15 protein-coding genes are annotated in these 16,151 nt (G+C 72.2%); 13 read left to right on the top strand and 2 right to left on the bottom strand.

Going from position 1 to position 16,151, the window contains the following annotated elements; translation table 11 throughout:
* The first annotated feature begins 106 nt into the window (after positions 1-106).
* Together MRBLWH7_RS11220 and MRBLWH7_RS11215 are read left to right on the top strand one after the other, a co-directional pair.
* The gene (locus MRBLWH7_RS11220; RefSeq protein WP_341994457.1) at positions 107-733 is read left to right on the top strand and encodes a TetR/AcrR family transcriptional regulator; all 627 of its coding nucleotides are present in this window, start codon (positions 107-109) and stop codon (positions 731-733) included.
* An 11-nt stretch (positions 734-744) separates the two neighbouring features.
* Positions 745-1,803: an FUSC family protein gene (locus MRBLWH7_RS11215; RefSeq protein WP_341994455.1), complete on the top strand. Its 1,059-nt coding sequence runs from the start codon at positions 745-747 to the stop codon at positions 1,801-1,803.
* A gap of 20 nt (positions 1,804-1,823) precedes the next feature.
* Here the strand turns inward: MRBLWH7_RS11215 and MRBLWH7_RS11210 are convergent, their stop codons facing one another.
* Complete coding sequence (locus tag MRBLWH7_RS11210; protein ID WP_341994453.1) at positions 1,824-2,087, bottom strand: hypothetical protein; 264 nt, start codon at positions 2,085-2,087, stop codon at positions 1,824-1,826.
* Between the two features lie 75 nt (positions 2,088-2,162).
* On the opposite strand from MRBLWH7_RS11210, the gene MRBLWH7_RS11205 reads away from it, so the two are divergent.
* Complete coding sequence (locus MRBLWH7_RS11205; protein WP_341994452.1) at positions 2,163-4,295, top strand: DEAD/DEAH box helicase; 2,133 nt, start codon at positions 2,163-2,165, stop codon at positions 4,293-4,295.
* Between the two features lie 118 nt (positions 4,296-4,413).
* On the opposite strand, the gene MRBLWH7_RS11200 is transcribed toward MRBLWH7_RS11205, so the two are convergent.
* Entirely contained in the window at positions 4,414-5,004 is a 591-nt protein-coding gene (locus tag MRBLWH7_RS11200; protein WP_341994450.1) for a hypothetical protein, read from the bottom strand.
* 215 nt (positions 5,005-5,219) lie between these two features.
* Here MRBLWH7_RS11200 and MRBLWH7_RS11195 point away from each other — a divergent pair, with 215 nt between their 5' ends.
* From MRBLWH7_RS11195 to msuE, 10 genes are all read left to right on the top strand, one after another.
* Positions 5,220-6,080, top strand: coding sequence for a sulfurtransferase (locus tag MRBLWH7_RS11195; protein ID WP_341994448.1), 861 nt, complete (start codon positions 5,220-5,222; stop codon positions 6,078-6,080).
* Positions 6,077-7,486: an NtaA/DmoA family FMN-dependent monooxygenase gene (locus tag MRBLWH7_RS11190; RefSeq protein ID WP_341994446.1), complete on the top strand. Its 1,410-nt coding sequence runs from the start codon at positions 6,077-6,079 to the stop codon at positions 7,484-7,486. Before MRBLWH7_RS11195 ends, MRBLWH7_RS11190 begins: the two co-directional genes overlap by 4 nt.
* A 175-nt stretch (positions 7,487-7,661) precedes the next feature.
* Entirely contained in the window at positions 7,662-9,305 is a 1,644-nt protein-coding gene (locus MRBLWH7_RS11185) for a TIGR04028 family ABC transporter substrate-binding protein (protein ID WP_341994444.1), read from the top strand.
* A gap of 16 nt (positions 9,306-9,321) precedes the next feature.
* Positions 9,322-10,302 (top strand): ABC transporter permease, encoded by a 981-nt coding sequence (locus tag MRBLWH7_RS11180; protein WP_341994442.1) that lies wholly within the window; start codon positions 9,322-9,324, stop codon positions 10,300-10,302.
* A 271-nt stretch (positions 10,303-10,573) separates the two neighbouring features.
* On the top strand, positions 10,574-11,383 hold the full coding sequence (locus MRBLWH7_RS11175; RefSeq protein ID WP_342002022.1) for an ABC transporter permease: 810 nt from the start codon (positions 10,574-10,576) through the stop codon (positions 11,381-11,383).
* Entirely contained in the window at positions 11,380-13,017 is a 1,638-nt protein-coding gene (locus MRBLWH7_RS11170; RefSeq protein ID WP_341994440.1) for an ABC transporter ATP-binding protein, read from the top strand. The genes MRBLWH7_RS11175 and MRBLWH7_RS11170 overlap by 4 nt, the downstream gene beginning before the upstream one ends.
* On the top strand, positions 13,014-14,126 hold the full coding sequence (locus MRBLWH7_RS11165; protein ID WP_341994439.1) for an LLM class flavin-dependent oxidoreductase: 1,113 nt from the start codon (positions 13,014-13,016) through the stop codon (positions 14,124-14,126). Before MRBLWH7_RS11170 ends, MRBLWH7_RS11165 begins: the two co-directional genes overlap by 4 nt.
* Positions 14,123-14,731: a CMD domain protein gene (locus MRBLWH7_RS11160; protein WP_341994437.1), complete on the top strand. Its 609-nt coding sequence runs from the start codon at positions 14,123-14,125 to the stop codon at positions 14,729-14,731. Before MRBLWH7_RS11165 ends, MRBLWH7_RS11160 begins: the two co-directional genes overlap by 4 nt.
* Positions 14,728-15,357, top strand: a complete 630-nt coding sequence (locus MRBLWH7_RS11155) for an alkylhydroperoxidase domain protein (protein WP_341994435.1) — start codon at positions 14,728-14,730, stop codon at positions 15,355-15,357. The genes MRBLWH7_RS11160 and MRBLWH7_RS11155 overlap by 4 nt, the downstream gene beginning before the upstream one ends.
* Positions 15,354-15,929, top strand: a complete 576-nt coding sequence (gene msuE / locus MRBLWH7_RS11150) for an FMN reductase (protein ID WP_341994433.1) — start codon at positions 15,354-15,356, stop codon at positions 15,927-15,929. Before MRBLWH7_RS11155 ends, msuE begins: the two co-directional genes overlap by 4 nt.
* Positions 15,930-16,151: the final 222 nt, after the last annotated feature.

Below are 16,151 nucleotides of genomic sequence, written 5' to 3'. Positions count from 1 at the left end.
TCGACAGGTCTGTCTGGGGTGGCGAGCGCGGGCGGACTCGCCGCGCTGCTGGAAACGGTACCACGAAAACCTCCAGGTGGAGGTTTTACTTCGATAACATGGTGGGATGGCCGACGACGAGCATCAGACGACCCCGCGCGGGTCGTACGCGAAGGGCGTCGCCCGTCGCCAGGAGATCCTCGACCGCGCCATCGAGGTGTTCGCCAAGCGCGGCTCGGACCGCACCAGCCTGCGGGCCATCGCCGAGGAGGTCGGCGTGACTCACGCCGCGCTGAAGCACTACTTCGGGTCGCTCGAGGAGCTCCTGATCGCCGTCTACCGGCAGTCCGAGGCGCGCGGCGACGACTGGGAGCCCGCTCCGCTCGATGTGACGCCCACCGAGCTCCTTCGCCGGTGGAGTGACGCGAACCACGAGGTGCAGGGCCTCGTGCAGCTGTACTCGTCGCTCGTCGCCTCGGCCCTGGAAGAGGGGCACCCCGCCGCTCGCGCGTTCGCGACGGAGCGCTTCGTGCGCGTGCGTGCCGAGATCGCCGAACGCGTGCGGCACAATCAGCGCACCGGCCGCATCCGGGCCGACGTCGACCCGATGGCCACCGCAGCGCTGGTGATCGCAGCATCCGACGGTCTGCAGACCCAGTGGCTGCTCGACCCCGACGCTCCGCAGGACGCGGCGCTCGCCCTCCTCGACCAGCTGCTCTCGGAGCCGGCGCGCGCCGAGCGTCCGGCGGTCTGACGGGAGCACGGATGCCGCACCGCAGCGCCGGCCGGAGGTTCGCAGCCGACCTGCGCCACGCGGCGACGAGTCTGTTCCGCCTCGCTCCCGCGCCGGCACCGAGGTGGGCGATCGGCCTGCGCGCAGCGATCGCGATGGCGGTGCCGATCGCCGCGATGACCCTGCTCGGGCGTCCCGACCTCGGCTTCCAGGCGGCGACGGGCGCGTTCGTCGCGCTGTACGGCACGCATCTCCCGGTGCGCGAGCGGGCGCGCGTCGTGCCCTTCGTCGCCGGTGGGCTCGTCCTGGCGGCGGTGCTGGGCGCCCTCGCGGGTCCGTCTCCGGTGGCGACGCTGGTGGGGCTCGCGGTGGTCGCGATCACCGCGGCGGTGGCGATGTTCGGCTTCGCGGTCGGTCCGCCCGGTCCCCTCTTCGTCGTGCTCGTGTACGGGCTGTCGGCGCACATCGTCGCCTCGGGAGCGGATGCTGCCACCTACGTCGCTGCGGTGGCCTGCGGCATCCTGTTCTCCTCGCTCGTGTCGTTGGCTCCGCTGATGCTGCGAAGCCGGCGTCGGCGCGCCGCGCGGCCGCTGCGTGAGGTGCTGCCCGGCCCGTCGTGGCCGCCGGCTGAGCGGCTGCTCGTGGCCCGAGTCGCGCTCGTGACGGTGGTCGGGATCGGCGTGGGACTGTTGGTCGACCCGGACCGTGCGTACTGGATCGTGGGTGCCGCGATCGCCGTCGTGGGCGTCGCCGCCGACCGGCGGGCCGCGTTCATCCGCGGTCTGCATCGCATGATCGGCACGATCCTCGGCGTCGGCGTCTACCTGCTCCTGGCTCCGCTGCCGATCCCGGCGCTGTGGCTCGCGCTGCTCCTGGGCGGGCTGCAGTTCACGATCGAGCTGTTCGTCGTGCGCAATTACGCTCTCGCCCTCGTCTTCATCACGCCGCTCGTGCTTCTGCTCACGGGAGCGGCGACCGGAGCGGTCGACACGGTCGCGGTGGCGACGGAGCGCGTCGTCGACACGCTCGCGGGCGCGGTGCTCGGTGCGGTGAGCGGTCTGCTCCACGCGCGCGACGACCCGGCGGGCTGATCCGGACGGATGCTGCGGCCTCACGCCGTCGCGAGCGGATAGACCCTCCGCAGCACGAGCCGCTGCACCAGCGTCCACGCGACCGTCGTGGCGAGGTACAGCGCTGCGGCGAGCGTTGCGACGACGGCGACCGCGATCACGAGCGCGCCGGCCTCAGGATGAGGCGCGGGAGCGATCTCCGACAGTGATCGCGCGACCGAGCCGAGCAGGTCGGCCGAGGGGCGCAGCGCGGAGGCGAGCAGCTCGGCGACGAGGCGGAGCACAGCGGTGACGGTCTCGGCCATGGGCACACCCCCTCCGTCGCGGCCACGGTAACACGACCGGTCGCCGGTGTCGGTCGTGTCAGGCAGGGTGGAAGGGTGACAGCGACCACCACGACCCGCAGCGAAGCCCTCGATGTGCTGCACACTCTCGTCGGCCGCGACGACGCCGACTTCCACGATGGGCAGTTCGAAGCGATCGAGGCCCTCGTCGACGATCGCCGTCGGGCGCTCGTCGTGCAGCGCACGGGGTGGGGCAAATCGGCGGTGTACTTCGTGTCGACGCTGCTCCTGCGACGGCGCGGGGCGGGGCCGACCGTGCTCGTGTCGCCTCTCCTGGCGCTCATGAGGGACCAGATCGCCGCCGCTCGGCGCGCCGGGGTGCGGGCCGTGAAGATCGACTCGACCAACGCGCACGAGTGGGGTGACGTGCTCGCCCGGCTCGACCGCGACGAGGTCGACGTGCTGCTCGTGTCGCCCGAGCGTCTCAACAATCCGTCGTTCCGCGATGAGCAGCTGCCTCAGCTCGTCGCCCGCATCGGCCTCCTCGTCGTCGACGAAGCGCACTGCATCAGCGACTGGGGCCATGACTTCCGCCCCGACTACCGGCGCCTGCGCGACCTGATCGCGCGCATGCCCGCGGGAGTGCCGGTGCTCGCGACCACCGCCACCGCCAACAGCCGCGTCGTCGCCGACGTCGCCGAGCAGCTCGACGCCGGAACCGCCGGAACTGCAGGGACGGATGTGGCGACCCCCGGCGTCCTCACGATCCGCGGTCCGCTCGCGCGGGCGTCGCTGCGGCTCGGCGTGCTGCGGCTGCCGAACTCTCCGAGCCGGCTGGCGTGGCTGCTCAGCCACCTCGGCGACCTCCCGGGATCCGGCATCATCTACACCCTGACGGTGGCCGCCGCGAACGACACCGCACGGCTGCTGCGCGAGCGCGGGTACGACGTCCGCGCCTACACCGGGCAGACCGACACCGACGAGCGCGAGGAGTCCGAGGCGCTCCTCAAAGACAACCGCGTGAAGGCGCTCGTGGCGACGAGCGCCCTCGGCATGGGATTCGACAAGCCCGACCTCGGATTCGTCGTGCACCTCGGGGCCCCGTCGTCACCGGTGTCGTACTACCAGCAGGTCGGTCGTGCCGGCCGCGCGACCGACTCCGCAGACGTGCTGCTGCTGCCCGGCACCGAGGACCGCGAGATCTGGCACTACTTCGCGACCGCGTCGATGCCCGACCGCGACCGCGCCGAGCGGGTGCTCGGCGCGCTCGCCGCATCGACGGGGCCGATGTCGACGCCTGCGCTCGAGGCGGTCGTCGACGTCCGCCGCACGCCGCTCGAGCTGCTGCTGAAGGTGCTCGACGTCGACGGAGCCGTCGGCCGCGTGCGTGGCGGCTGGATCGCCACCGGTGAGCCGTGGACCTACGACGAGGAGCGCTACCGCCGCATCGCGGCCGAGCGTGTCGCCGAGCAGCAGCACATGATCGAGTACGAAGAGACCTCCGGCTGCCGCATGGAGTTCTTGCAGCGCTCGCTCGACGACGACACCGCAGCCCCTTGCGGCCGCTGCGACAACTGTGCGGGCGCCTGGTTCTCCACGACGATCGCCTCCGGTGCGACGGATGCTGCGACCGCCGCCCTCGACCGCGTCGGCGTGCCGATCGAGCCCAGGCGGCAGTGGCCGACGGGTGCCGACAGGCTCGGGGTGCCGGTGAAGGGACGGATTCCCGCCGAGGAGCAGGCGGCTGAAGGACGCGCCCTCGCTCGTCTCACCGACCTCGGGTGGGGCGGCGCGCTGCGAGACCTGTTCGCCGCCGGTGCACCGGACGCGCCGGTGCCGCCGAACGTGCTCGAGGCCTGCGCGCGGGTGCTGGCGGAGTGGGGCTGGGAGCGGCGCCCCGTCGCGGTCGTCGCGATGCCGTCGCGGTCGCGGACGCAGCTCGTGGAGTCGCTCGCCCGAGGTCTCGCCGATGTCGGGCGGCTCCCGTTCCTGGGGTCGCTCGACCTCGTCGACGGCGGTCCTCTCGGGCAGCCGGGTGGCAACAGCGCCTTCCGTGTGGCGGGAGTCTGGGGCCGCTTCTCGGCCGCCGGCCTCGGCCTCCCCGCCGGGCCGGTGCTCCTGGTCGACGACCGCGTGGACAGCGGCTGGACCCTCACCGTCGCTGCGCGGGAACTCCGCCTCGCGGGGGCGACCGAGGTGCTCCCGTTCGCCCTCGCTCTCCGCGGCTGACGCCTCCCGCTCCCCGCCTTGCCGCTCCCCGTTCCCGCTGCCGCCTCCCGGCCTTCCCTCCGGTCGTTGAGCGAGCGAGGAACGAGCGAGTCGAAACGTGCCGAGCGCGCAGCAGAACTCAGGGCTCCGTGGGTGGCTTCGGCCGTGGCCGGCGCACGATGAGGTAGATCACCGCGGCCGCCACGAGCAGCACCGCCAGCACGACCCACGGCACCCAGTCGATGGACGCGGCGGCATTGTCGCCTGCTTCGGCGGTGGGCGAGGGCGTCGCGGTGACGGTGGGCGTCACCGTAGGCCTGGGCGTGGGTGTCGGAATGGGCGTCGGTGTCGGTTCCGGCGCCGGCGTGGCCGTCGGCTCGGGGACGACGGTGGGAACCGGCGCGGGTGCCGTGGGGTCGGCCGTGGGTTCGGGCACCACGGTCGGTTCCGGTGTGGGCTCCGGCGTCGGGGAGGGGGAGCGAGTCGGCAGAACCCGCGTGGGCTCGGGCGTCGGCTCGACCGTCGGCGCGGGGGAGGCAGTCGGGGTCGGCAGGCTCGTCGGAAGGTTCGTGGGCAGGGCCGTCGGGAGTGCGGTGGGAATCGGGATCCCGCCGTTGCCGCATCCGACGAGAAGCGTGAGCCCCGCCGCGATGGCGAGTGCCGCGAGCAGCCGGGTCGGGCGCGAGCGTCGCGGAGCCCGGGACTCACGTGTCGCGCGAGGGTGCGGCATCCGTTCCTCCATCGGTTCTGGCGGAATCGTATGGCAGCCCGCCCGACGCGCCCCGGATTCGTGTCGAGACACTCCGTACGTGCCGTCCCGACTTCGACCCGCGACGCCCCCAGGATGACACGCCGTTTGACCGCGTGTGACCCTCCGTGTCGTCGTGTCGCGGCGTATGTCGTCGCGACATTCCGCGCCGTCAGCGGCCGGGCGAGCATGGCCGCATGCCTTCCCCGATCATCTCGCCGACCGAGCTCGCCACCCTGATCCGCGGCGGCACCCCGCCGCGGATCCTCGACGTGCGCTGGCGGCTCGACCAGCCCGAGGGGCGGCCGGCCTACCTCGACGGGCATCTGCCGGGTGCGGTCTATGTCGATCTCGATCACGAACTGGCACGCCGGGGCGACCCGCGCGAAGGGCGCCATCCGCTGCCGCCTCGCGAGCAGCTCGAGGCTGCGGCGCGGCGGTGGGGCATCCGCAGCGGCGACACCGTCGTCGCGTACGACGACGTGCACTCCGTCGCCGCCGCGCGCGCGTGGTGGGTGCTGACGCGGTCGGGTCTCGCCGACGTGCGGGTGCTCGACGGCGGCCTGCGCGGCTGGCTCGCCGAGCGTCTGCCGCTCGAGACCGGTGACGTGCTGCCCCGGCCGCCCGGGGACGTCGTGCTCGACGAGATCACCGGCGGTGTCGCCGACATCGACGGCGTCGAGGAGTGGCCCGACCATGGCCTGCTGCTCGACGTTCGCGCGCCGGAGCGGTACCGCGGTGACAGCGAGCCGCACGATCCGGTCGGCGGTCACATCCCCGGCGCCGTCAATCTCCCGACGACGGTGCACCTCACCGCGGGCAGGTTCCGCTCGCCCGATGAGATACGCGCCCAGTTCGCGGCCGCGGGCGTGGTGGACGGCGTTGCGGTGGCCGCCTACTGCGGCTCGGGCATCGCGGCGACGCACACGGCGCTCGCCGGCGCCGTCGCCGGCATCGACGTCGTGGTGTATCCGGGGTCGTGGAGTCAGTGGTCGCGCTCGCGAGGCCGACTGGCCGCCGTCGGCCCCGCTCCGTCGCTCGACGTGGTGCCGGTATGACCGAGCCGCTCATCGTCGGCGTCATGGTGCGCACGCTCGGCGCCTATCCGTCCGGGTGGAGGTACCCGGGCGCGCACGCCGACCCTCAGACGGATGCCGCGGTTCTGCGTCGCATCGCCCGCGTCGCCGAGGACGCGGACCTCGACTACCTCTTCTTCGGCGACTGGCTGGCGACGGGCCCCGACCTCGAGTTCCGCGACCCCTACCTTCTCGCGCGCATCGACCCGCTCAGCGCTGCGCTCTACCTCGCGGGCGTCACCGAGCACATCGGGCTCATCGCCACCGTGAACTCGACGTACGCGGATCCCTACGCGACGGCGCGGGCGACGGCATCCCTCGACCTGCTCACGGGCGGTCGCGCGGGCATCAACCTCGTCACCGGCGCCGAACCGCGCGCCGCCGCGAACCACGGCCGCGACGCGCACGCCGACAACGAGACGCGCTACGACCGCGCGGGGGAGTTCGTGCGGGCGCTGCGGCTGCTGTGGGAGTCATGGGATGCCGATGCCTGGATCGCCGACACCGCGACGGGCGTGCTCATCGACGCAGACCGGCTGCGACCGGCGGCCTTCGCCGGCACGCAGGTGCGGGTCGAGGGTCCGCTGAACGTCGCCCGTCCCCCGCAGGCGCATCCGCCCATCGTGCACGCCGGCACCTCGCCGCGCTCGCGTGCGCTCGCGGCGGCCGAGGCCGACCTCGCCCTCATCGCGGCCGGCGACCCGGCAGTGGCCGCGGCCACGCGTGCCGAGCTGCGGGCGCTGGCCGAGGCATCCGGTCGCGATCCTGACGATCTGAAGGTCATCGTCCCGGTCGTGCCGGTGGTGGCGGCGACGGTTGCCGCGGCCCGCGCCATCGTCGACCGCCTCCTGCTGCTCGTGCCCATCGACGACGGGGCATCGGACCACGCCCGACGCACCGCTTTCCCCCAGAATCGGTCGCTGACCTCGTTCCTCGACGTCGCGGAGATCGGTCCGGACGACCCGATGCGCGAGGCATCCATCGACGACGCCGTACCCCCGGGGACGGCTGGACGCTTCGCGGAGGCCGCGGCGCAGACGCTTGATGTCGTCGCCGCGCGCACGGGCCGCGACCTCGGCGGGTCCCACCCGGTGACGTGGCGGCATCTCATCGCCGCTCACGCCGTGCCGGCGAACTTCGTGGTCGGTAGCCCCCAGGCGATCGCCGATCACTTCGAGCTCTGGCGCGACGCCGGAGCCACCGACGGGTTCAACGTGCTGTCGGCCTTCCAGCCCGCCCAGTTCGAGGCCTTCACGTCCCTCGCGGTGCCCGAGCTGCGGCGCCGCGGGCTCATCGGCCGGTCCGGAGCGACGCTGCGGGATCGGCTCGGTCTCGGCTCGCCCTGCCTTCTTCACGATTCCGCGCCGGCCGCCGCCACCGGTCGTTGAGCGCTGGGGAACCAGCGAGAGGAAGCGCGCAGTCCCACCCGCATTACCCCATGTGAACGTCGGTGACCCCCGCTTTCGTGCGGTGAACGGCCGTAACAGCCCGACGGCGATGACCGAATGCCGCTCCCTAGCGTGGCGTGTACCCCCTCACCACCCCAGGCCCACAGGAGAACCCATGTCCCGTCCCGCATCGCGAATCGTCGCCGGTGCCGTCGCCGTCCTCCTGACTGCGGCATTCCTCACGGCGTGCGCGTCGCCGCAGCCCGCCGCAGAGAACGCCGCCGCAGCGGCCGGCGACCCCGTCACCGGGGGCACACTCACCTACCTCGAGCACCAGACCTACACGAACCTCTACCCGCCGCAGGCCGGCTTCTACCCCAACGGCGGCATCGTGAACAACATCGCGGCGCGCCTGACGTGGCAGAACCCGGAGACGCTCGACATCGAGCCGTGGGTCGCCACCGAGTGGGCCGTGAACGACGACGCGACCGAGTACACCTTCGAACTGCGGGACGATGTGACGTTCTCCGACGGCACGCCGCTCGACGCGGCGGCCGTGGCGAAGAACTTCGACACGTACGGCCTCGGTGACGCGGCCTTGGGCCTGACCGTCTCGGAGGCGATCAACAACTACGCCTCGAGCGAGGTCGTCGACGCCGACACCGTGACGTTCCGGTTCTCGGCACCCGCCCCCGGCTTCCTCCAGGCGACCTCGACCATCAACTCGGGCCTGCTGTCGCCGGCGACGCTCGACCGCACCCTCGAGGAGCTCGGCGCCGGCAACGCGACCGAGATCGTCGGCTCGGGGCCGTTCGTCATCACCGACGAGAAGCTCGGCACCGAGCTCACGCTGGAGGCCCGCGAGGACTACGACTGGGCGCCGCCGAGCTTCGAGCACCAGGGCCGGGCCTACCTGGACGAGATCCACCTCATCGTCACCCCCGAGGACAGCGTGCGCATCGGCTCCCTGCTGTCGGGCCAGGCCGACTACATCCGGTACGTGCAGGCGTTCGATGAGGCACGGGTCGAGTCGTCCGGCTTCGATCTCTACGCGCCGCAGACCCGCGGCGTGAACAACGGACTGAGCCTGCGGTTCACGAATCCGCTGCTGAGCGACATCCGCGTGCGCCAGGCGCTGGTGGCGGGGGTGGACAGCCAGGAGGTGGTCGACACGATCTTCACGGCGAACTACCCGCGCGCGACCTCCGCTCTCAGCTCCTCCGCCCTCGGCTACAAAGACGAGTCCGACCACTACGAGTACGCCCCCGAGAAGGCCGAGGAGCTCCTGGACGAAGCCGGCTGGGAACCCGCAGCCGATGGCATCCGTGAGAAGGACGGACAGCGCCTGTCGCTGGACGTCTACGAGGCCAAGCCGCAGCCACTGTCCAAGCAGACGCTCGAACTCGTGTCGCAGCAGCTGAAGAAGATCGGCGTCGAGCTCAACGTGAAGTCGGCGGATGCCGGCACCTATGCCGAGGACATCAAGGATCCGCTCAAGACACCCCTGTACCACTCGATGGTCGGACGCGCGGACCTCGACGTCATCAAGAGCCAGTTCTACACGACGAACCGCAACACGCTGCTGTCCGACGACCCCGAGCTCGACCGGCTGCTGGAGGCCGTGGCCTCGACGCCCGACGCCGACGAGCGCATCGCCGCGTCCCAGGCGGTGCAGGACTACCTCGCCGAGCAGGCGTACGTCATCCCGCTGTTCGAGGAGCCGCAGGTCTACGGCGCGGCGCCCCACGTCCACGGCGTCGAGTTCGAGTCGGTCGCGCGTCCGCTGTTCTACGACGTGTGGCTCGACGAGCAGAAGTAGGACCGGAGCCTGACCGATGAGCTACGCGCTCCGCCGCGCCGGGCAGGCCGCGATCGTCCTGATCGCGGCCTTCACGGCCACCTTCATCCTCCTGCAGCTGCTGCCGGGCGACGCCATCCTGATCAAGTACGACAACCCCGAGCTGGGGCTCACACCCGAGCAGATCGAGTCGATCCGCACCGCGTACGGCGCGGATTCGCCATGGTGGGAGCAATACGGGGTCACTCTCCTGGGCTACGTGCAGGGCGACTTCGGATACTCCACGCAGTACGGCACCGGCGTGCTCCAGCTCATCGGCGAGGCTCTCCCTCCGACGGCAGCGCTCGCGACCCTCGGGTTCGCGCTCGCCGCGGTCATCGCCTTCGCGATCGCATTCCTGTCGACTCTGTCTCCGTTCACGTGGCTCCGCCATCTGCTGCAGGCGCTGCCGGGCGTGTTCGTCGCAGTGCCGGTGTTCTGGCTCGGCATCGTGCTGATCCAGGTGTTCTCGTTCGGGCTCGGATGGGTGCCGATCGTCGGGGCCGACCCGGTGGCGGGCCTCATCCTCCCGGTCATCACCCTCGCAGTGCCGATCTCGGCGCCGCTCGCGCAGATCCTGGTGCGCAGCATCGACGACGTGCAGCTGCAGCCGTTCGTCACGGTGGTCCGCGCGAAGGGCGCGTCGCCGTCGTGGGTGCTGTGGCGCTCCGTCGCCCGCAACGCCCTCCTGCCGACGCTGACGATCGCCGGCGTGCTGTTCGGCGAGCTCATCGGCGGCGCCGTCGTCACGGAGACGGTGTTCGGACGCGCGGGCATCGGCCGCGTGACGGAGCAGGCCGTCGCCAACCAGGACATCCCGGTCCTCCAGGGCATCGTCGTGCTCGCCGCGCTGACCTTCGTCGTCGTCAATCTCGTGGTGGACGTGCTCTACCCCGTGCTCGACCCGCGGCTGCGCGCCGGCGCGCGCGCCGCCCGCACCCCGTCCACCACCCCCGCGCTGCAGGAGGCTCCCGCATGAGAGATCTCGTCCACACAGCCGACCATGTCCCCCATCCGGTCGGTCGATCGGGTCGCAGCCGACCGAAAGCGGGACACGCTTCGCAGATCCCGCGACACGGTGGACAGCGGGAGTGGGTGCGTCCGTGAGCGCTCAGATCACGACAGATGTCCAGGACGCCGGTGCCGCCGCGATCGCACGGGATGAGGCAAGCGGAACCGTCGTCGATCCGATCGCGCTCGACGCAGGTGCCCCCGACAGGCGCCCCGTGCGTCGCTCGTCGGTCGCGCGGATCTTCGCGCGCGGACGGCGACCCTCGTGGACGCTGGCGGCGGCGATCGCGGTCATCGTGATCGCCGTGCTCTGGGCGGTCGCGCCATGGCTGTTCACGGCGTACGACCCGCTCGTCGGCGTGCCGGCGGACAAGCTCTTGCCCCCCAGCCCCGCGCACTGGTTCGGGACCGACGCGATCGGGCGCGACCTCTACGCGCGCGTCGTCCACGGCGCCGTCTACTCGCTGTCCGGCGCACTCATGGCCGTCACGGTCGGGCTGGCGGCCGGCACCGCCGTCGGCGTCCTCGCGGGGTCGGTCGGGGGCTGGGTCGACGACATCCTGATGCGCCTGGTCGACGTGCTGCTCTCGATCCCAGGGCTGTTGCTCATGCTCTCCGTGATCATCCTCCTGGGCTTCGGCACGGTTAACGCCGCGATCGCCGTCGGAATCGTCAGCGTCGCCTCTTTCGCGCGGCTGTCCCGCTCGGAGGTCGTACGGGTCCGCCGGACCGACTACGTCGAGGCCGCGTTCGGCAGCGGAGGATCTTTCCTGTCGGTGTTGCGCCGCCACGTGCTGCCGAACTCGCTCACCGCCGTCGTCGGGCTCGCCGCTCTCCAGTTCGGCACCGCGATCCTCGCGATCTCGACCCTCGGGTTCCTCGGTTACGGAGCGCCGCCGCCGACGCCGGAGTGGGGGCTGCTCATCGCCGAGGGGCGCAACTACGTCGCCACCGCGTGGTGGCTCACCACGCTGCCCGGCCTCGTCGTGCTGGTGGTCGTGCTGAGCGCCAACCGCATCAGCCAGTCGATCGGAAGGGGAACCCGATGAACGTGCTCGACGTGCGGGGCCTGCGTGTGTCGTATCAGACGCGGACCGGCCGCCGTGAGGTCGTCCACGACGTCGACCTCTCGGTCGGCGAGGGCGAGGTCGTCGCGCTCGTCGGAGAGTCGGGCTCCGGCAAGTCGACCACCGCGCACGCCCTGATCGGCCTGCTCCCCGAGGGTGGGCGTGTCGACGGCGGGTCGATCGCGATCGGCGGCGTGGACGTCGCCGGCTGGGGCGAGAAGCGCCTCCGCGCCGTGCGTGGGGCGCAGGTCGGCCTGGTGCCGCAGGACCCGGTGTCGTCGCTCGACCCGGTGCGTCCGGTCGGCGCGCAGGTGGGCGAGGTCCTCCGCCTTCACGGGATACGGGATGCCGCGGCTCGCCGCGCCCGTGTGCTCGAGCTGCTCGACCGCGTCGGGCTCGACGATCCCGCGCTGCGGGCACGGCAGCACCCGCACGAGCTGTCGGGCGGCATGCGGCAGCGGGTGCTCATCGCCACGGCGATCGCGCTGCGGCCGCGGCTGATCATCGCCGACGAGCCGACGAGCGCGCTCGACGCCACAGTCCAGCGGCGCATCCTCGATCTGATCGACGACCTCCGCCGCGAGGAGGGTACCTCGGTTCTCCTCGTCACGCACGATCTCGGGATCGCCGCCGACCGCGCCCAGCGCGTCGTCGTGCTCAACCACGGCCGGATCGTCGAGCAAGGGCCGACCTCCGGCATCCTGTCGTCGCCGTCCGATCCCTACACCCGTCAGCTGCTCGCCGACGCGCCCGCCCTCGCGACCGGCGACTTCCAGCGGCCGGCTGCGCCGCTGTTCCTGCGGGACGCCGCGGCCGTCGCCGGCGAGAACCCGTACGCCATCGCGGCGGAGGGACTCGTCAAGGAGTTCGCCGTAAGCGGTCGCGGGCGGGAGGCCTTCCGCGCCGTGGACGACGTGTCGTTCCAGGTGCGCCGCGGCACGACGCATGCGCTCGTTGGTGAGTCGGGGTCGGGCAAGACCACGACCGCGCGCCTGGTCACGCGGTTCCTGCATCCGGACGCCGGCCGCATCGAGCTCGACGGAGACGACATCGCGGGACTGAGAGGCGAGGAACTCCGGCGGCTGCGCCGCCGCGTGCAGCTGGTGTACCAGAACCCCTTCTCGTCGCTCGACCCGCGCCAGAGCGTCGCACAGATCGTTGCCGAGCCGCTGCACAACTTCCGCGAGGGCACGCGCTCCGGGCGGAGGGCGCGGGCCGCCGAGCTCATCGACCGCGTTTCGCTTCCTTCGGACGTGCTCGAGCGCTCGCCGCGCGAGCTGTCGGGCGGGCAGCGGCAACGCGTCGCGATCGCCCGCGCGCTCGCGATCCGGCCCGAGGTCGTCGTGCTCGACGAGGCCGTCTCGGCGCTCGACGTGACCGTGCAGGCGCGCATCCTCGAGCTGCTCGCGTCGTTGCAGCAGGAACTGGGGCTGACGTACCTGTTCATCTCCCACGACCTCGCCGTGGTGCGCCGCATCAGCCACACGGTGTCGGTCATGCGACGAGGCCGGATCGTCGAGTCGGGCAGCACCGAGGACATCTTCACCGCCCCCGCCCATGCCTACACGCGCGAGCTGCTGGCTGCCGTGCCCGGACGATCGGAGGTCGCGGCATGACCGTGACGTCACTGGCCTTCTTCACCCGCCTGCTGGACGATGCGCCCGCCGCCGAGCGGTACCGCCTCGCGACCGATCAGATCCGGCACTCCGAGCGGTTCGGCATCGGGCGGGCGTGGGTCGCGCAGCACCACTTCCGTGCGGCGGAGGGCGGACTGCCGGCACCGTTGGTGTTCCTTGCGCACGCCGCGGCGGCGACGAGTGAGATCCGCCTCGGTACGGGGGTCATCACGCTCCCGCTCGAGGACCCGGTGCGTGTGGCGGAGGACGCCGCCGTCGCCGACCTGCTCTCGGGCGGCCGGATCGACCTCGGCCTCGGGAGCGGCGGCACCCCGTCGTCCTTCGTGCCCTTCGGTCAGGACGTCGCCGCGAAGGCCGCCGTGTACGACGCGAAGCTCGCGGTGCTCCTCGACGCCCTCGCGGGCCGCGAGATCGGCGGCGGCAACACGCTCTACCCCGATCCGACGACGGAGGGCACGGCCACGTCGCGGACCGGCGCCCGACGGGAAGGTGCCACGCCCACCGCGCCGCGCGCGCCCCTCGCGTCGCGGGTGTGGCAGGCCACCTTCTCGGCCCCGGGAGGCACCCGCGCCGGCGCCCATGGCCACGGCCTGCTGCTCTCGCGCACCCAGCCACGCCCGGCCGACGCGCAGGAGGCGACGCTAGCCGACGTGCAGCACCCGATCATCGACCGCTACCTCGAGGCGCTCCCGGCGGGGACGACCCCACGGATCACGGCATCCCGCACCGTCTTCGTGGCCGACGATCGCGCCGACGCGCTGCGGTTCGCCGAGGTGGGTCTGCGCCGTGGGGCGGAGGGTCTCCGCCGCTCCGGGCACCACATTCCCGGCGACACTCTGGACGAGCTCATCGCCGGCACCGACACGCACCTCGGCACACCCGAGCAGGTGATCGCGTCGCTCGCGGCCGATTCGACTCTCGCGCGCGCCACCGAGATCGCCTTCCAGGTGCATTCGGTGGATGCCCCCCACGACTTCGTGCTGCGCTCCATCGAGCTGTTCGCCACCGAGGTGGCTCCCGCGCTCGGCTGGGACCCACGCCACCGCCGCCTCGAACCCCTCAGCCGTCTCGGAAAGGAGACACCATGACCACCGCTACCCTCGACGTCGTCGACGAACTCGTCGGCGTGCGCGCCGGTGACGCGCTCGACGAGCTGCGCCGCCGGCGCCCCGTCACGCGCGAGCAGCTGCAGGCGAGCCACGACGCCCTCTTCGCGCCCGTCGACGACAGCGCGTTCCCCCTCCCCGAGCGGCTCCTCGTCGCCGCGTTCGCCACCCGCTCCACCGCCGACGACGCGACGGCCGCCTTCTACGCCGATGCGGCGCGGGGCGCCGACCCCGAGCGTGCCGCGATCGTGCTGGCGGAGGCATCCGCCGCGGCCACAGCTGGTCCGTTCGGGGCCTACCGCGAGGAGGGACTGCGTGGCGAGAGCAGCGACGGTCGTCGCTACGAGCCGGGCGCCGAGGTGCGTGACGCCCTCGGGGAACGCGTGACCGCGGCCCTCGCTCACGCCCATCTGCTGGTGTTCCGACCGCGTGAGGCGGATGACGCCGACCAGCGTCGACTCGTCGGATCCGGCTGGAGCGCTGACGGGGTCATCACGCTGTCTCAGCTGGTGTCCTTCCTCGCCTTCCAGCAGCGCGTGGCCGCCGGCCTGCGCGCCATCGCCGCATCCCAGGAGGTCTCCGCATGACCGGCGTCACCACCGCGACGGCCGTCCTCGTCCACGACGACGCACACCCCCGCGATTTCACGCGCGCCGAGGTGGGCTGGCTGCCGTGGCTGGAGCCCCTTGCCGTCGACGAGCTCACCGAACGCCATTACGACGGCCTCGTCGACCGGCAGCGTGCAGCGAGCGACTACTTCCGGCTGCTCGCGAGGGATCCCGAGATCCTGCGGGCACGCACGCTCGTCGACAAGGACATCTTCTACAACGCGGCGGAAGGACTCCCTCGGGCCGAGCGGGAGCTCGCCGCCACCGCGGCCTCGCGCGTCAACGGCTGCGTCTTCTGCGCCTCGGTGCACGCGCGCTTCGCCGCTCACCACTCGAAGGCGCCGGAACTCGTCGACCGGCTCCTGGCCGAGGGCATCGGGGCGGAGCTCGGGAAGCGCTGGGACGCCATCGTCGCCGCTGCGGCCGCACTGACCGCGACGCCGCTGGCGTTCGATGCGAGCCACGTCGCGCTCCTGCGCGCCGCAGGACTCGACGAGCTGGAGATCGCCGACGTCGTGCACGGCGCCGCCTTCTTCAACTGGGCGAACCGGCTCATGCTGTCGATCGGGCGTCCGGTCGCGCCCCCGGAGGGGGATGGCCGATGAGCCGTCCGCTGAACGTCGTCGGCGTCTCGGGATCCCTCCACGAGCCGAGCCGCACCACTGCGCTCGTTCGCACGATCCTCGCCGAGGTGGGAACCCGCATCGAGATCGACTCGACGCTGATCGAGGTCGCGTCGCTCGGGCCGGGATTCGCCGGCGCGCTCCGGCGCGACGAGGTCGCACCGGAGGTCGAGGAGGCGCTGCAGCTCATCGAGTCGGCCGACCTGCTCGTGGTGGGGTCGCCGGTGTACCGCGCGTCGTTCACCGGCCTGTTCAAGCACCTCTTCGACTTCGTCGGCCAGTACGATCTCGTCGGCACGCCCGTGCTCCTCGCGGCCACCGGCGGAGGCGAGCGGCACGCGCTCATCCTGGAGCACCAGCTGCGGCCGCTGTTCGGGTTCTTCCAGGCGCTGACGCTGCCCCTCGGCGTCTACGCCTCCGATTCGGACTTCGTCGACCGTCAGCTGGCGTCGTCCGACGTCCAGCGCCGGGTATCGCAGGCGGTGGGCCGGTCACTGCCGATCATCGAGCAGGCGCGGCTCGTCAGCTCGTCGGAGTACGTCACCACCTGGTGACACTCGGCCACGAAGGGGCCGTCGCGTGTGCGTCGGCCCCTTCGCCGCGCGGGTGAGGGATTCGCGCGCATGGTCTGCCGCCGCGCCGCCCGGCCGGCGGCCAGCCTTTGCAGGATCGAGGGGCGGATGCTGCGAACGCGGCGGCCTCGTCCGAGGCTGCCGCGTCCGTATCGGCGCGGGCGGGCGCCAGCTCAGGATCGGTGAGGGACGCCGGACCACATG

The sequence above is a fragment of the Microbacterium sp. LWH7-1.2 genome (genome assembly GCF_038397755.1).
Lineage (GTDB): Bacteria > Actinomycetota > Actinomycetes > Actinomycetales > Microbacteriaceae > Microbacterium.
This window is presented reverse-complemented; position numbering and strand designations above follow the sequence as displayed.

Excerpts from the sequence above, each read along its gene's own strand:
- MRBLWH7_RS11220 (WP_341994457.1), top strand. The coding sequence starts at position 107 with ATGGCCGACGACGAGCATCAGACGACCCCGCGCGGGTCGTACGCGAAG.
- MRBLWH7_RS11215 (WP_341994455.1), top strand. The coding sequence starts at position 745 with ATGCCGCACCGCAGCGCCGGCCGGAGGTTCGCAGCCGACCTGCGCCAC.
- MRBLWH7_RS11210 (WP_341994453.1), bottom strand. The coding sequence starts at position 2,087 with ATGGCCGAGACCGTCACCGCTGTGCTCCGCCTCGTCGCCGAGCTGCTC.
- MRBLWH7_RS11200 (WP_341994450.1), bottom strand. The coding sequence starts at position 5,004 with ATGCCGCACCCTCGCGCGACACGTGAGTCCCGGGCTCCGCGACGCTCG.
- MRBLWH7_RS11195 (WP_341994448.1), top strand. The coding sequence starts at position 5,220 with ATGCCTTCCCCGATCATCTCGCCGACCGAGCTCGCCACCCTGATCCGC.
- MRBLWH7_RS11190 (WP_341994446.1), top strand. The coding sequence starts at position 6,077 with ATGACCGAGCCGCTCATCGTCGGCGTCATGGTGCGCACGCTCGGCGCC.
- MRBLWH7_RS11185 (WP_341994444.1), top strand. The coding sequence starts at position 7,662 with ATGTCCCGTCCCGCATCGCGAATCGTCGCCGGTGCCGTCGCCGTCCTC.
- MRBLWH7_RS11180 (WP_341994442.1), top strand. The coding sequence starts at position 9,322 with ATGAGCTACGCGCTCCGCCGCGCCGGGCAGGCCGCGATCGTCCTGATC.
- MRBLWH7_RS11170 (WP_341994440.1), top strand. The coding sequence starts at position 11,380 with ATGAACGTGCTCGACGTGCGGGGCCTGCGTGTGTCGTATCAGACGCGG.
- MRBLWH7_RS11165 (WP_341994439.1), top strand. The coding sequence starts at position 13,014 with ATGACCGTGACGTCACTGGCCTTCTTCACCCGCCTGCTGGACGATGCG.
- MRBLWH7_RS11160 (WP_341994437.1), top strand. The coding sequence starts at position 14,123 with ATGACCACCGCTACCCTCGACGTCGTCGACGAACTCGTCGGCGTGCGC.
- MRBLWH7_RS11155 (WP_341994435.1), top strand. The coding sequence starts at position 14,728 with ATGACCGGCGTCACCACCGCGACGGCCGTCCTCGTCCACGACGACGCA.
- msuE (WP_341994433.1), top strand. The coding sequence starts at position 15,354 with ATGAGCCGTCCGCTGAACGTCGTCGGCGTCTCGGGATCCCTCCACGAG.